This window comes from Neptuniibacter sp. PT8_73, from assembly GCF_047778045.1.
In the GTDB taxonomy this organism is placed as follows: domain Bacteria; phylum Pseudomonadota; class Gammaproteobacteria; order Pseudomonadales; family Balneatricaceae; genus Neptuniibacter.
Genome location: NZ_CP180545.1, coordinates 2,511,200 through 2,525,166, shown reverse-complemented (window position 1 = coordinate 2,525,166; position 13,967 = coordinate 2,511,200). Strand labels below are relative to the sequence as shown.

Annotated in this window: 14 protein-coding genes; 2 read left to right on the top strand and 12 right to left on the bottom strand. The window is 45.3% G+C overall.

What is annotated here, in order from left to right:
* Window positions 1–109: 109 nt before the first annotated feature.
* The 12 genes from ACMXYN_RS11295 to ccoN all read right to left on the bottom strand — a co-directional run bounded on the left by ACMXYN_RS11295 (window position 110) and on the right by ccoN (window position 11,904).
* A complete protein-coding gene (locus tag ACMXYN_RS11295; protein ID WP_415887636.1) occupies window positions 110–652 on the bottom strand; it encodes an adenine phosphoribosyltransferase in 543 nt (180 codons plus the stop codon).
* Between the two features lie 163 nt (window positions 653–815).
* Window positions 816–1,610 carry a fumarate/nitrate reduction transcriptional regulator Fnr gene (fnr, locus tag ACMXYN_RS11290; protein WP_415884058.1) on the bottom strand — a complete coding sequence of 265 codons (795 nt, stop codon included), beginning with the start codon at window positions 1,608–1,610 and terminating at the stop codon, window positions 816–818.
* 71 nt (window positions 1,611–1,681) lie between these two features.
* Window positions 1,682–3,070, bottom strand: coding sequence for an oxygen-independent coproporphyrinogen III oxidase (hemN, locus tag ACMXYN_RS11285; RefSeq protein ID WP_415891903.1), 1,389 nt, complete (start codon window positions 3,068–3,070; stop codon window positions 1,682–1,684).
* Between the two features lie 45 nt (window positions 3,071–3,115).
* Window positions 3,116–3,781 carry a sulfite exporter TauE/SafE family protein gene (locus tag ACMXYN_RS11280; RefSeq protein ID WP_415891902.1) on the bottom strand — a complete coding sequence of 222 codons (666 nt, stop codon included), beginning with the start codon at window positions 3,779–3,781 and terminating at the stop codon, window positions 3,116–3,118.
* Window positions 3,774–3,968 (bottom strand): cbb3-type cytochrome oxidase assembly protein CcoS, encoded by a 195-nt coding sequence (gene ccoS, locus ACMXYN_RS11275; RefSeq protein ID WP_415884061.1) that lies wholly within the window; start codon window positions 3,966–3,968, stop codon window positions 3,774–3,776. The genes ACMXYN_RS11280 and ccoS overlap by 8 nt, the downstream gene beginning before the upstream one ends.
* A 32-nt stretch (window positions 3,969–4,000) precedes the next feature.
* Window positions 4,001–6,517 (bottom strand): heavy metal translocating P-type ATPase, encoded by a 2,517-nt coding sequence (locus tag ACMXYN_RS11270; RefSeq protein ID WP_415891901.1) that lies wholly within the window; start codon window positions 6,515–6,517, stop codon window positions 4,001–4,003.
* Window positions 6,514–7,038, bottom strand: coding sequence for a FixH family protein (locus ACMXYN_RS11265; RefSeq protein WP_415884063.1), 525 nt, complete (start codon window positions 7,036–7,038; stop codon window positions 6,514–6,516). Before ACMXYN_RS11265 ends, ACMXYN_RS11270 begins: the two co-directional genes overlap by 4 nt.
* A 126-nt stretch (window positions 7,039–7,164) precedes the next feature.
* On the bottom strand, window positions 7,165–8,586 hold the full coding sequence (gene ccoG, locus ACMXYN_RS11260; RefSeq protein ID WP_415894485.1) for a cytochrome c oxidase accessory protein CcoG: 1,422 nt from the start codon (window positions 8,584–8,586) through the stop codon (window positions 7,165–7,167).
* A gap of 152 nt (window positions 8,587–8,738) precedes the next feature.
* Window positions 8,739–9,632, bottom strand: coding sequence for a cytochrome-c oxidase, cbb3-type subunit III (gene ccoP, locus ACMXYN_RS11255; RefSeq protein ID WP_415884064.1), 894 nt, complete (start codon window positions 9,630–9,632; stop codon window positions 8,739–8,741).
* On the bottom strand, window positions 9,629–9,826 hold the full coding sequence (locus ACMXYN_RS11250; protein ID WP_415891900.1) for a cbb3-type cytochrome oxidase subunit 3: 198 nt from the start codon (window positions 9,824–9,826) through the stop codon (window positions 9,629–9,631). The genes ccoP and ACMXYN_RS11250 overlap by 4 nt, the downstream gene beginning before the upstream one ends.
* A gap of 6 nt (window positions 9,827–9,832) precedes the next feature.
* Window positions 9,833–10,450 (bottom strand): cytochrome-c oxidase, cbb3-type subunit II, encoded by a 618-nt coding sequence (gene ccoO / locus ACMXYN_RS11245; protein WP_415884648.1) that lies wholly within the window; start codon window positions 10,448–10,450, stop codon window positions 9,833–9,835.
* A gap of 23 nt (window positions 10,451–10,473) precedes the next feature.
* Window positions 10,474–11,904: a cytochrome-c oxidase, cbb3-type subunit I gene (gene ccoN / locus ACMXYN_RS11240; RefSeq protein WP_415884066.1), complete on the bottom strand. Its 1,431-nt coding sequence runs from the start codon at window positions 11,902–11,904 to the stop codon at window positions 10,474–10,476.
* A gap of 370 nt (window positions 11,905–12,274) precedes the next feature.
* Here ccoN and ACMXYN_RS11235 point away from each other — a divergent pair, with 370 nt between their 5' ends.
* Entirely contained in the window at window positions 12,275–12,877 is a 603-nt protein-coding gene (locus ACMXYN_RS11235) for an alpha/beta family hydrolase (RefSeq protein WP_415891899.1), read from the top strand.
* Window positions 12,874–13,941: a 23S rRNA (cytidine(2498)-2'-O)-methyltransferase RlmM gene (gene rlmM / locus ACMXYN_RS11230; protein ID WP_415891898.1), complete on the top strand. Its 1,068-nt coding sequence runs from the start codon at window positions 12,874–12,876 to the stop codon at window positions 13,939–13,941. The genes ACMXYN_RS11235 and rlmM overlap by 4 nt, the downstream gene beginning before the upstream one ends.
* Window positions 13,942–13,967 lie beyond the last annotated feature (26 nt).

Sequence of the window (13,967 nt, the reverse complement as noted above, 5' to 3'; positions counted from 1 at the left end):
ATCTGCAATTGGCTGAAATAAAAGAGAGGTGAAGAATTAGCTAGCGGGATAAGTAAGAAAGGGATAAAACTGACGGCAGCGATTAGATTGGGCTGCCGTCAGGTTTTAATTAGATGCCAGCGTAAGCAAGAAGGGTATGTACTGGTACACCTGCATCTTGGATTTTGCTAGAACCTTGTAGGTCTGGCAGATCGATTAGTGCTGCTGCTTCTGACACTTCCGCACCAAGTTCTTTAATCAGACTGCACGCTGCTAAGATAGTGCCACCTGTAGCAATCAGGTCATCAAATACCAAAACGCGATCGCCTTCCTTCACAGCATCAGTCTGCATCTCTACAGCTGCAGTACCGTATTCAAGCTGGTATTCCTGATGAATGGTTTCACCCGGTAGTTTGCCTTTTTTACGGACGAGTACCAAAGGAATATTTAGGTGGTAAGACATGATGGAGCTGATCAAGAAGCCGCGAGCATCAATACTCGCAATGTGCGTAATATCACTATCAATGTAGCGCTGGATAAATGCATCAGAGATCATGCGAAGCGCTTTAGGATCTTTAAATAGTGGAGTGATATCGCGGAATTGAACGCCTGGCTCCGGCCAGTCAGGGATCGTACGAATTACGGATTTCACATAACATTCGTCATATGACATGAAGAACTCCTTAGAAACAGCAGATTTTGACACAGCTCAATGTTTTATTGCGCAGCAAAAGCTTTAATAAATGCGTTGGGTTACACATTGAGATGGCTACTTAATTGTGCGACTAAATAAGCACCGGTTGCGAAAGCGATCGGTGCTTTTTTATGTGTAGGGGCTAACTGCAAGTGCCTTTGCCACATTGAGCAGTTACAGGCTCTTCAGCGTCCTTAGCTGGACACTCGCCAGATAGTTCGTAAAGTTTATCCAGATCCTGGATATGAACCTCTTTACCTTCAACTTGTAATAGTTCGGACTTCTGGAAGCGGGTAAAAATTCGACTTACGGTTTCAACTGCAAGGCCTAGATAGTTACCGATCTCGTTACGCGACATCGATAAACGGAAACTTGTTTCAGAATAACCACGTGCTTTAAAACGCATCGATAATTTCACAAGGAATGTTGCAACACGTTCTTCAGCATTCTTCTTCGATAGGAGCAGCATCATCTGTTGCTCTTCACGGATCTCTTTACTCATCGTACGCAGCAGTTGGCGACGTAGTTCGGGTAATTGACCGGAAAGTTCGTCTAAACGCTCGAACGGAATTTCACAAACCGTAGTTGTTTCGAGGATTTTTGCAGATACAGGGTATTCGTTGTTATCAAAACCGCTCATACCAACCAGTTCACCTGGGAAGTAGAACCCGGTGATCTGCTCTTCACCTTCATTTGTGATTGTGTAAGTTTTTACTGTGCCGACGCGGATGGCATAAACACTCGCAAACTCTTCGCCCTGGTGGAAAAGGTGCTCGCCTTTTTTCAGTGGGCGGCTTTTGTCGATAATGTTGTCCAGGCGTTCCATCTCTGTCATATCCAGAGATACGGGCAGACACAAAGAGCTCAGACTACAAGTGTTGCAGCTTACCTGCTGTAGACTACGTAGTTTTCCATCAGTTGCCTTGTTATCACTCATAGTGCGATCCTGTCGTGGTTATATCGAATGGCTACCCACTGATTATGTAATATTTCCGTAAATACGGAAAGTTAAATAATCTTCGAGAAACGCTGTGAACTCTGATCTTTTGGTATATATGCATCAAATGCCATACATATACGACGAATCAATAGGCGACCAGCAGGAGAGACTACAATCTCATTTGCATTCATGCTGATTAAGCCATCTTTAGTAAATGCTTCTAGCTCAGCAATGGAAGTTGCGAAATAGTCGTCGAAAGCAATATCAAATTTTGATTCAACCGCGGTTTTGTCTAGCTCAAAGTGGCAGATTAGCTGTGTGATTACATGACGACGGATGATGTCATCTTGCGTCAGGCTTACACCGCGCTTAATTGCATGATCATTACTATCAACGGCAGCACTGTAATACGGCATATCGTGCTCATTTTGATAATAAACAGAGCCGATTTGGCTGATTGATGAAACACCCATAGCGACAAGGTCGCACTCTGAATGAGTTGTGTAGCCTTGGAAATTACGATGCAATTTACCGGTACGTTGAGCAATGGCTAGCTCGTCATCCGGCTTAGCGAAGTGGTCCATACCAATATAAACATAACCAGCATCAAGCAGCTTATTGATCGTAGATTCTAGAATCGCTAGCTTAGTCTCTGGACTTGGTAGCGTTTCTTCCTGGATATGACGTTGCGGACGGAAACGGTCTGGAAGGTGAGCGTAGTTGAATACTGAAAGACGATCAGGATTCATCTCGATCACGGTATCTAGGGTTGCGTTAAAGCCTTCGAACGTTTGGTAAGGAAGTCCGTAGATCAAGTCCAGGTTCAGGGAACGGAAACCTAATCTGCGAGCTTCTTCTAGAATCGCTGCTGTTTGTTCTACTGACTGAACGCGGTTAACTGCTTCCTGAACTTTTGGATCGATATCCTGTAGACCCAGACTAATACGGTTAAAGCCAATCTCACGCAGAACTTTGATTGTTTCAAGGCTCGCTTCACGAGGATCAATTTCGATGGAGTAATCACCGCTATCGTCTTCAAGAAGGTTGAAGTTTTTGCGCATTTCTCCCATAAGCTCAACCATCTGCTCGTGGCTGATAAATGTTGGTGTACCGCCACCCCAATGCAGCTGAGTAACTTTGCGGTCATTACTGTACCACTTGGATAGCTGAGCCATCTCTTTGTAAAGAGTATCTAGATAAGGCTGTGCTTTTTTGCGGTTACGCGTGATCACTTTATTACATGCGCAGTAGTAGCAAACATGTGCACAAAATGGGATGTGGACATACAGAGAAAGCGGATCATTGATGTCCGCAGAGTTTTGTCCAGTTGCTACCAGATCACTAGGAGACAACTCTGGGTCAAACTGAACAGCAGTAGGGTAGGATGTATAACGAGGACCCGATAGGTCGTATCGTTTAATCAAGTCCAGATCCCATTTAATCAGATTGTTATCCACGTTTGTGTTCCTCTGTAATCAGTTTCTTGCGAAAAATGTGTTCAGTTATTGTTGGAATATTCCCAGCCATGGGATGCTGTATAAGCCCATTCCAATAATGATTGCGCCCGAAATGTGTTGAGTCAGGCGTTTCTGAAGAATTTGTTTAACTTGTTGGGCCAGTACACCGGTTAACAGCATGGCTGGCAAAGTGCCTACGCCAAAGGCCGCCATCAATTGTGCACTGGTCAGCCAGTCGGATGCTGCTGAAGCCCAAATTAAAGTGCTATAAACCAAACCGCATGGCAGCCAACCCCATAGGCCACCAAGCATGATTGCTTGTCCGATATTTCTAACCGGTAGAAGCTTACTCGCAACGGGACTTATCTGCTTCCACAGAACGCCGCCTGCTCTTTCTAAGTGGGTTAAACCTTTCCACCATTGGGCAATGTATAGCCCCATGAAGATCAGCATCAATCCGGCAAAGCTGCGAAGTACGAGTTGCAGTACAGGATCGGTTAACAACCAACTTAGGCTACCTAAAATTGCGCCTGCAGTTGCATAGCTAATAATACGCCCAGAGTTATAGCCGAGTAGAAGTAGGAAGCCTTGACCGCCCTTAGGGGAGCTAAGGGAGACGGTGGCAGCTATGCCACCGCACATACCCAGACAATGCGTACCGCCAAGCAAACCTAATAAGAATGCTGTAGGTATGACGAGTGCTTCAGTCATTGCCTTTGTCAGTCGGTTTTACTTTTGCATCATCCGGAATCAAATCTTCGTCATCATCATAGAGAATGCTATGTGCAGGGCTGTCTAGATCGTCGTACTGGCCGTTGTTAACGTTCCAGAAGAAAGCCCAGATAGCAAAGCCGATTAACAAGATGGCAATGGGGATCAGCAGGAAAATTATATCCATTGAAACTACATAACCCTATTTTTCAAATGTGCTTATTCTACCTGATTTTGAATAACCGCGTCAGGCTTAGCCGACTGAGTACCCTGATCTCTGTCATGGGAACGTACAGAACCTCGGGTTAATTTGTTCAGGCGCATCGCATTACCGACTACGACCAATGAACTTGCCGACATACCGATCGCTGCCATATAGGGAGCAATGAAGCCAAAGGCAGCCAATGGTAAAGCGCTTAGGTTATAGCAAAGTGACCAAGCTAAGTTCTGTTTAATGATTCTTTGAGTCTTTCTCGCGAGCAAAATACCATCCGCTAGGCGTAATAAATCGTGGCTGATCAGTACGCCATCAGCATTGGTTTTAGCAAGGTCAGAAGCACCGCCCATAGCGATAGAAGTTTGTGCGCCTGCAAGTACAGGGATGTCGTTGATACCGTCACCCACCATAATTACATGAGCGCCTTCTTCTTGAAGCTTATTAACATGAGCAAGCTTCTCTGCAGGTGATACGCCAGAGATAGCGGTATCTATCCCTAATTGGCTTGCTACTTCCGCTACCGCTGAAGAGTTATCGCCCGTCAGCATCTGACAGTTAAGCCCCATCGAGTGAAGGATCTCAATCGTCTGTTTCGCTTCACGGCGAATCTGGTCATTCAGTCGGAACCAGGCTAGCGCTTGAGTCTCATTACACAGTAGTAGCCACTGCCCACTTGTTTCAGGTAGCGATGGCTGACTTTGCGTTAGGATCTCGCTCGCGTAATCAGGTTTACCGATACGGTACCTTTGATTACCGATCACACCTTCGATGCCTTGACCTAGTGTTGCTTTGATCTCGGTTGCTACTAGATCACCGTGCTGATCATGGAACGCTTGTGCAATTGGATGTTCACTGTGCTTCTCTAACGCAGCAGCAAACTTAGTACAGGCATCTTGATCATGACCTGCTAGAGGAACTACTTCCTGAAGACTTAGATTACCCTCGGTGAGCGTACCTGTTTTGTCGAAAACAACATGAGTTGCAGTCGAAAGACTTTCCAGAACATGACCTCGGGTGATTAATAAGCCGTTTTGACGCAGTGTGCCTGTGGCAGCCGTAAGTGCTGTCGGAGTGGCCAATGATAGGGCACAAGGACAAGTCACTACCAATACCGATAGGGTAATCCAGAATGCATGAGCAGGCTCTACGAAGTACCAACCTGTCGCTACTACTGTTGCGGTGACTAAGACAGCCGCTACAAAGTAGCTAGCAACTTTATCGGCAATCTGAGCAACTTTAGGTTTATCTTCTTGAGCACGATCTAGCAGACGAACAATGGCTGATAGTTTGGTTTCGTCACCCACCTGAGTAATTTTAATCGTGATCGGGTTTTCAACGTTAATTGTGCCGCCAACAACCTTGTCATCGATATCTTTACGAATAGGTAGGTATTCACCCGTTAGCGCGGCTTCATCAACTGAGCTGCTACCGGCAATGATGATGCCATCAGCTGGAATCGTATGACCCGGTTTGACCAAAACAATATCGTCTAACTTCAGTTCTTGTGCAGGTACTAATTGCTCTTCACCATCGACTAATTTGATAGCACTAGCCGGTAGTAAGTTTAGGAGAGCGTTACCTGCTTTACCTGTTCTATGACGGGCCTGCATTTCAAGATAGCGGCCAATTAACAGGAAGAAAGTAAACATAGTAACGGAGTCGTAATAGACCTCGCCACTATTCGTGAAGGTAGCCCAAACACTGGCTAAATAAGCTCCCCCTATCGCGATGGAAACAGGGAAGTCCATGGTTAAGTGTCGAGTTTTAAGATCCCTTAGCGCAGCGATAAAGAAAGGTCGCGCAGAGTAAAGGATTACTGGAGTCGCAATCACTAAGCTAGCCCAGCGGATAAAGCTGACATACTTATCTTCCATGCCTTGTAGAGCACCGCCATAAAGCGCGATAGCAAACATCATTGTCTGCATCATGCCGATGCCGGCAACACCTAAGCGCCGAGTTGCACGTTTACGTTCCTGCTCTAAGAGCTGCTCTTCTTTGTCAGGGTGGTAAGGGTGTGCTTGATAACCAATTCGGTAAATCTCAGCCATGATTTTGCTGAGTTTTGCTTGGGATTTATCCCAAGTAATACGAGCGCGGTGGTTGGTCAGGTTGACCTTAGCTTTACTTACACCCTCGATATTACTGATGTGGTGATCGAGTAACCATACGCAAGCTGCACAGGTAATACCTTCGATAACCAGTGTGGCTTCGGAGCTAGATTCATTAACTTTGACGAAATTACTTTGCACATTTTCGTCGTCGTAAAGCTCAAGCTCAAGAAGCAGTGTTTCCGGAAGGTCCTTAGTGTTAAGCTCCGGCGAGTAGGCTGCTTCAGTACGATGTTTGTAATAATTGTCCAAGCCACTATCTACAATAGTCTGTGCGACTGCTTGGCAGCCTGGACAACACATATCTCTACTTTCACCGTTAATTACAGCGCTGTAGTTACTACCCGGGGGGATAGTAAGGCCGCAGTGGTAACAGTCAGCAGACTTTACTGAGTTAATATTGCTGCTCATTGTTCGTGGGCAGGCTTAAACTCAATTGTATTCTGATCGTATGGTGGATGTGCCTCTGCACGGAGGTTCCAGTTGCGGGCTTCATCCTTCAGGATCAGATAACGCTTACCTTGTAGCAGGCTCTTTAAGCTGCCTGTATAGGCTTCAGTGCCAGGAACTTGCTTAAGCAGAATACTCTGATCGTATTGCTGGTGAGTAGGGTGAATGATACTGAGGTTAAGGAACTCTGGAAGGTAATCGCCTTTGCTCTTAAATTTCAGCATTAGGTCGCCAGTTGTATTATCGAGATTTAACTGTCCACTAACGCCAAGGTCGATAGCTTCTTGAGACTGACTTTTATCTACAAAATGGCCGCGGGCTACTTTGTAGTAGTCATCTTTTACCAAACCGTCATGTGTAACGATGGATAGGTAAAGGTAAAAAGTTCCGTAAAAAACTACGGCAATAATTGGTGATAAAATAAACCAAAGCCAAGGTTGTTTGTACCATGGGCCGGGGATGTTGTTGTCGCTGTCACTCATGTATCAATACCCAAAAAAAAACTGTCGTATCCAAAACTGGAACACCCAGTTTCAGACCGACAGCTATTCTACCTTATTTCTAAAAGAAGGGGCCTAGAATTTCTTCTTATCGACCCTTCTTTTGACCTAGCGCTTAGGTGCAGGACCAATAAAGCGGTTTTCCTCTTCAATTAGGATATCGGAATTGTCCGTTGCCATTACTTTGAAGGTGATATTGTTATTGGCTTTGCTTAGGTATTTTTTCTTGATATTCAATCTAATTGGTAAATCGATCAGTTCGCCAGCTTTAATAGTGACTTCTGACTTACCAATATATTCAAGGCCTTCAAGGCCAGTGACTGAAATAGTGTAGCTATGATCAACTTGCTCTTTATTGGCAAGTTTCAGTGTATATACGTTCTCGATGACGCCTGAAGTGACTTCGTTATATAGCTGTCCACGGTCTCGTAATATGTCAACTTCGAGCGGGATACGGCTGTAGACTGTGTAGGCAAAAACAACACACATAGCACATAGGACAACAAAGTAACCGATCAGTTTAGGACGCATAATATGCGTTTTATTGCCTTCGAGCTGATGTTCAGTTGTGTAGCGTACAAGGCCTTTTTCGTAACCGACGCGTTCCATAATGTCGTCGCAGGCATCAACGCAAGCGCCGCAGGCTACACACTCATACTGCAGACCGTCGCGGATATCGATGCCAACCGGGCAAACATAAACACAGTTATAGCAATCAATACAGTCGCCTAAGCCTTCGGCTTTATAGTCAGAGCCTTTTTTACGTTTGCCTCGGCTTTCGCCGCGTTTCTCGTCGTAAGAAATGATCAAAGTGTCTTGATCGAACATAACTGATTGGAAGCGAGCGTAAGGGCACATGTAGATACATACCTGCTCACGCAACCAGCCTGCATTGCCATAAGTTGCTACGGCAAGGAAGCCTAACCACCACATCTCCCAAGGGCCAAGTTCAAAACTAAAGATGCTTGGGATAAGCTCGCGAATCGGAGTGAAGTAACCAACAAACGCGATAGCGGAAATGATGGAGAAAGCGACCCATAGGAAGTGTTTTGCGCTTTTTCTAAGTAATTTTTCTTTGCTCCAGCCTTTAGATTTATCCAGCTTCATTCGCTTGTTGCGATCACCTTCGGTGAAGTTCTCTATCCAGATATAGATCCAAGTCCAAACGAATTGTGGGCAAGCGTAACCACACCATAATCGACCGGCAAACACGGTAAAGAAGAAGAGGGCAAAGGCAAGAATAATCAATAGCCAAGACAGTAACATAAAGTCTTGTGGCCAGAAGGTGCTACCAAATACATGGAATTGTCGGTTGGGTAGGTCAAACAGAACGGCCTGTCTGCCATCCCATGTGATCCATGAGAAGCCAAAGAACATCAATAGCATGATAAAGCTAGAGGCTTGGCGTAAGGTTTTAAAGATACCTTTGTAATTCTTTACATAAATATGCTCGCGTTTGGCATATAGGTCGTACTCTTGGGATTTTTTCTTGCTCTTGGGTGTGACATCTTGAACCGGGATCTGATTCATATCGTTGCTCACATACTCACCAGTGAAAGTTAAACTCATCAGAACTAATACGCTCACCATGTATTAGCAAAGTTGAATATTATAATAGATCCTCAAAAAAAAAGGCGACATGATCTACATCATATCGCCTTTATTTTAGTTCAACTATCTAATTACTTTTTAGATAGGCTGTAAACGTATGCAGTGATCAGGTGAATCTTCTCATCGCTTAGTAGGTCTTTATGAGCTGGCATTACACCATTACGACCAACACGGATAGAGTGAGCCACTTTTTCGAAGCTACCACCGTACAACCAGATGTCATCAGTTAGGTTAGGTGCACCTAGGATAGGTAGACCTTTACCGTCAGTACCGTGACAAGCAGTACATAGTGCTTGGAATTGACCTTTACCGCGAGCTGCGCCTTCTGCATCAGCTTCTGCACCGCTTAGAGATAGTACGTAGTTAGTTACGTCACGTACGCCTTCTTCGCCTAGTACAGCGCCCCAAGGTGGCATGCCGCCGTTACGACCGTTAGCAATAGATGTCTTGATAGTCTTCTCGTCACCACCGTACAACCAATCGTTGTCCGTTAGGTTAGGGAAGCCGTGTGCACCTGTTGCTGCTGTGCCGTGACATAGAGAACAGTTGTTCGCAAACATACGCTGACCCATTTTTAGGCCTAGTGCGTTGTCTGGGTGCTGTAGCTCTTCTGCTGACATAGCTGCGTATTTAGCAAAGATTGGCTTGTACGTCTCTTCAGCGTGAGCCATTTCTTCTTCCCACTGGCCAGTAGAAGTCCAGTTCAATAGACCTGGGAAACTACCTAAACCTGGGTAAAGAATAAGATAAACAATGCCGAAAACAACGGTGCCCATAAACATCTGGAACCACCATTTTGGCAGAGGGTTATCGTATTCAGCAATGCCATCAAATTCATGGCCTAATGTTTCTTCAGTTGTATCTTGGTGCGGCTGACTTTTGCGAGTAGCAATCAATAGCCAAGCACAACCAAGAATTACAGCTAGGGTAATCACTGCTACCCATGCGCTCCAAAAAGCACTCATTTTTCAATTCTCCCGTCACTGGCCTCTGTATTGTCCGATTTCATCTCGTCTGCCTCATCGGGTTCGTTCAGAGGCATATTGGCTGCATCGTCGTACTTGTCTTTATTTTTTGGATTAAGCACCCAAACAAATAGCGCCAAGAACGTAATCAGCATGATTACCGGAATATAAGGGCCATAAACTTCGTAACTCACGCGTTACTACCGCTTGTTAGTGTATTCAGAATGCATTTTACCCAGTGCTTGTAGGTAAGCTACAACAGCATCGATCTCGTATTTGCCCTGAACTTCTTTCTGGGCATTAGCGATCTGCTCGTCAGTGAAAGGAACACCAACAGCGCGTTGTGCTTCAAGCTTCTTAGCAGTGTCTGCACCGGTTAGTTTGTTTTCAAACAACCATGGGTAAGAAGGCATCTTAGACTCAGGTACAACGTCACGAGGGTTGTACAAGTGAGCGCGGTGCCAATCATCAGAGTAACGACCACCTACACGAGCTAGGTCTGGACCTGTACGCTTAGAACCCCATAGGAATGGGTGTTCCCAAACGTGCTCATTCGCAGTTGAGAAGTGACCGTAACGTTCCGTTTCAGCACGGAAAGGACGGATCATCTGACTGTGACAAGTGTTACAACCTTCACGGATGTAGATGTCACGGCCTTCAAACTCAAGCGGAGTGTAAGTACGTAGGCCTTCAATTGGCTTAGTAGTAGAAGTTTGGAAGAACAGAGGAACGATCTCTGCTAGGCCACCACCGCTGATTACGATGATGATAAGCAGAATCATCAGGCCAATGTTCTTTTCTATCGTTTCGTGTTTGATCATTTCTATCTGCTCCTATGACCTTAAGCTGCCTGTGCAGAAGCTTGAGCTTCTGGTGCAGTGCTGCCTTTACGAACAGTCTGCCAAGTGTTGTAGGCCATCAGAATCATACCAGTCAGGAAGAACATACCGCCCAACCAACGAACAAAGTAACCAGGGTGAGAAGCTTCTAGTGCTTCTACGAAGCTGTAAGTCAAAGTACCGTCAGCGTTAACTGCACGCCACATTAGACCTTGTAGGATACCGTTCACCCACATCGCGCAGATGTATAGAACCGTACCTACTGTAGCTAGCCAGAAGTGAGTGTTGATAAGACCAACGCTGTACATCTGAGCTTTACCGAATAGGCGAGGGATCATGTGGTAAACCGCACCGATAGAGATCATTGCAACCCAACCCAATGCACCAGCGTGTACGTGACCAACAGTCCAGTCAGTGTAGTGAGACAGCGCGTTTACTGTCTTAATAGACATCATTGGACCTTCGAACGTAGACATACCGTAGAAGGAAAGAGATACAACAAGGAAACGAAGAACTGGATCCGTGCGAAGCTTATGCCAAGCACCAGATAGAGTCATCATACCGTTGATCATACCACCCCAAGATGGAGCAAGAAGGATCAGAGACATAACCATCGCTACAGACTGAGTCCAGTCCGGAAGCGCTGTGTAGTGAAGGTGGTGACCACCAGCCCAGATGTATGTCGCGATCAACGCCCAGAAGTGAACGATAGATAGACGGTAAGAGTAGATTGGACGTTCAGCTTGTTTCGGTACGAAGTAGTACATCATACCTAGGAAGCCAGCTGTCAGGAAGAAACCTACAGCGTTGTGACCGTACCACCACTGGATCATCGCATCTACAGTACCAGAGTAGATGGAGTAAGACTTCCACATAGAAACAGGGATAGCCATGCTGTTAACGATGTGTAGAACAGCTACAGTGATGATGAATGCCATGTAGAACCAGTTACCTACGTAGATGTGAGATGTCTTACGCATCTTCACCGTACCTAGGAATACAATAGCGTATGCAACCCACACGATAGTGATTAACAGGTCGATTGGCCATTCTAGCTCAGCATATTCTTTGGAAGAAGTTAGACCTAGCGGCAGAGTAATTGCTGCTGCAAGGATAACTGCTTGCCAGCCCCAGAATGTAAACGCTGCAAGGCCATCAGAGATCAGGCGGCGTTGGCTGGTGCGTTGAACTACATAGTAAGACGTTGCAAACAGGGCACAGCCGCCGAATGCAAAGATAACTGCGTTAGTGTGCAGTGGACGTAGACGACCGTAAGTCAGCCACGCTGTATCAAAGTTTAGTGCTGGCCAAACCAACTGTGCAGCAATTAGGACACCGACGGTCATACCGACGATACCCCAAATTACTGTCATGATGGCGAACTGGCGCACCACTTTATAATTGTAGGTGGGGTGTTCAGTTGCTGTGCTCATGTCAGGCTCTCATCAACAAGCTATTTATGGAAATTTTGAGTTTCGCAGGCAATTATCTTGGAATAGGGCCTTATTTTCAATGTGTTTAGGTCATTCAATGAGGCATTTTGTCGCAGTTGCGAAATTTCTACCTAGGTATTGTTTGCTTTATACTTTTAGGTTGGGGTGTTTTTTAACTTAATGAAATATAAGGAATATTTTTTATAGGTTGTAATCCTTTGTTTTAAAAAGAGATATAATTTTGGCGTTTTTTGTCGTAAAAAACGTCGCATTTTGTGCTGCACAGTAAGGCTTTTCTCAGCGTTTGTTGATTCAAGTCAACTTTGCAACAGCGGTAAAACTCATTTTTTGACTGATTAAGGGGCTGTTTATGTTAATTGATGGTGAATTGAAAACGGGGAAAGTGCTATTTGCGCATGGTGCGGGTGCGCCAATGGACAGTGAGTTTATGCAACAGATGGCTCTGCGCTTAGCTAAACTTGGATTGCAGGTTGTTCGTTTTGAATTTCCATATATGCAGACCATTAGAGAAACGGGCAAGCGACGCCCTCCAGATAGAATGCCTAAATTGCTGGATTACTTTACACAATTGATTGAAGAGCAAGTAGTGGATGGTCAGCCACTGTATTTGGCGGGAAAATCTATGGGGGGGCGTGCTGCTTCAATGCTACTTAGTCATCCAGCCGTAAGTGCTGGATTTGTATTCGGTTATCCTTTTCATCCACGTGGAAAGCCCGATTCGTTACGTGTTGATCATTTAAAAGATTTACCAAAGCCTTTGCATATATTTCAAGGCGAAAGGGATCCAATGGGTTCACTTCCTGAAGTTACAGAGTACAATTTGCCGCCATCTGTTCATGTGTATTGGTTTGAGGATGGTGATCATGACATCAAACCACGTAAGGCTTCAGGTTTTACGCAAATTCAGCATATGAACCATATCGCTCAGATTATCGGGAAACAGCTAAGTTGACATATTTTAATCGATTAGTCCTACAGTGCCGCTCAGGCTTCGAGAAAGAGGTCGCAGGGGAGATTACTGATCAGTGCTCTACTATCGGCCTATACGGATACTGCACCTTAGAGTCTGGTCAGGGTTATGTAGAGTTTCATTTGCAAACTCCAGGTGATGCAGAGCGGGCTATTGCTGAAATTGATTTTAATAGTTTGATTTTTGTAAGGCAGTGGATGGTTTGTGGTGATTGTCAGGAGCTTGAGCGTGATGATCGTATTTCGCAGCTACAACAGATTCTTGCTGATTTTCCTGATTGTACTGATCTTTGGGCAGAGTACCCTGATACAACAGATGGGCGCGAGTTAGCGACCTTTTCGAAGAAGTTTAGCTCAGCTTTGGCTCAGAAGTTGCGTAAGAGCGGACGTTTGAAGAAAAAAGCGAATAGCAAAGGGAATCGTTTGTTGCTGTTCGTATTGTCTGGCGGTGAAATGTTCGTAGGTTATGCGCCTGTGAATAATTCAGCGCCTTGGCCACTAGGTGTACCCCGGCTTAAATTTCCCAAACAAGCTCCAAGCCGCTCAACGTTGAAATTGGAAGAGGCATGGCACTGGTTTATTCCACGTGATGATTGGGATCAGCGAATCCCTCATGGTTCTACAGCAGTAGATCTGGGGGCCGCACCGGGCGGTTGGACCTGGCAGTTGGTTCAGCGCAGTATGTTTGTTACTGCAGTTGATAATGGGCCGATGCAAGATCAGTTGATGGAATCCGGGCAAGTGACCCACGTTCAAGAAGACGCTTACAAGTTTATACCTGCGCAGCCTGTCAATATGATGGTGTGTGATGTTGTGGATAAACCGATCAAAACTGCCGGGATGGCGGCGGATTGGGTGATCAATGGTTGGTGTGATGAGGCTATCTTCAATCTGAAGCTGCCAATGAAGCAACGTTATCAAGAGGTTGTATCTTGTTTAAATCTGATTGCTGAAAGGTTTATGCAGGAGGGCTTAGCGTATGAGTTATCTGCTAAACACCTTTATCATGACCGTGAAGAGATAACCTGCCACCTTAGAGTGCTGTGAAAATACAGTGTTAAGATGGCAGTTCA

Excerpts from the sequence above, each read along its gene's own strand:
- ACMXYN_RS11265 (WP_415884063.1), bottom strand. The coding sequence starts at position 7,038 with ATGAGTGACAGCGACAACAACATCCCCGGCCCATGGTACAAACAACCT.
- ACMXYN_RS11280 (WP_415891902.1), bottom strand. The coding sequence starts at position 3,781 with ATGACTGAAGCACTCGTCATACCTACAGCATTCTTATTAGGTTTGCTT.
- ccoG (WP_415894485.1), bottom strand. The coding sequence starts at position 8,586 with ATGAATCAGATCCCGGTTCAAGATGTCACACCCAAGAGCAAGAAAAAA.
- ccoS (WP_415884061.1), bottom strand. The coding sequence starts at position 3,968 with ATGGATATAATTTTCCTGCTGATCCCCATTGCCATCTTGTTAATCGGC.
- ACMXYN_RS11295 (WP_415887636.1), bottom strand. The coding sequence starts at position 652 with ATGTCATATGACGAATGTTATGTGAAATCCGTAATTCGTACGATCCCT.
- fnr (WP_415884058.1), bottom strand. The coding sequence starts at position 1,610 with ATGAGTGATAACAAGGCAACTGATGGAAAACTACGTAGTCTACAGCAG.
- ACMXYN_RS11235 (WP_415891899.1), top strand. The coding sequence starts at position 12,275 with ATGTTAATTGATGGTGAATTGAAAACGGGGAAAGTGCTATTTGCGCAT.
- ACMXYN_RS11270 (WP_415891901.1), bottom strand. The coding sequence starts at position 6,517 with ATGAGCAGCAATATTAACTCAGTAAAGTCTGCTGACTGTTACCACTGC.
- ccoN (WP_415884066.1), bottom strand. The coding sequence starts at position 11,904 with ATGAGCACAGCAACTGAACACCCCACCTACAATTATAAAGTGGTGCGC.
- ccoP (WP_415884064.1), bottom strand. The coding sequence starts at position 9,632 with ATGAGTGCTTTTTGGAGCGCATGGGTAGCAGTGATTACCCTAGCTGTA.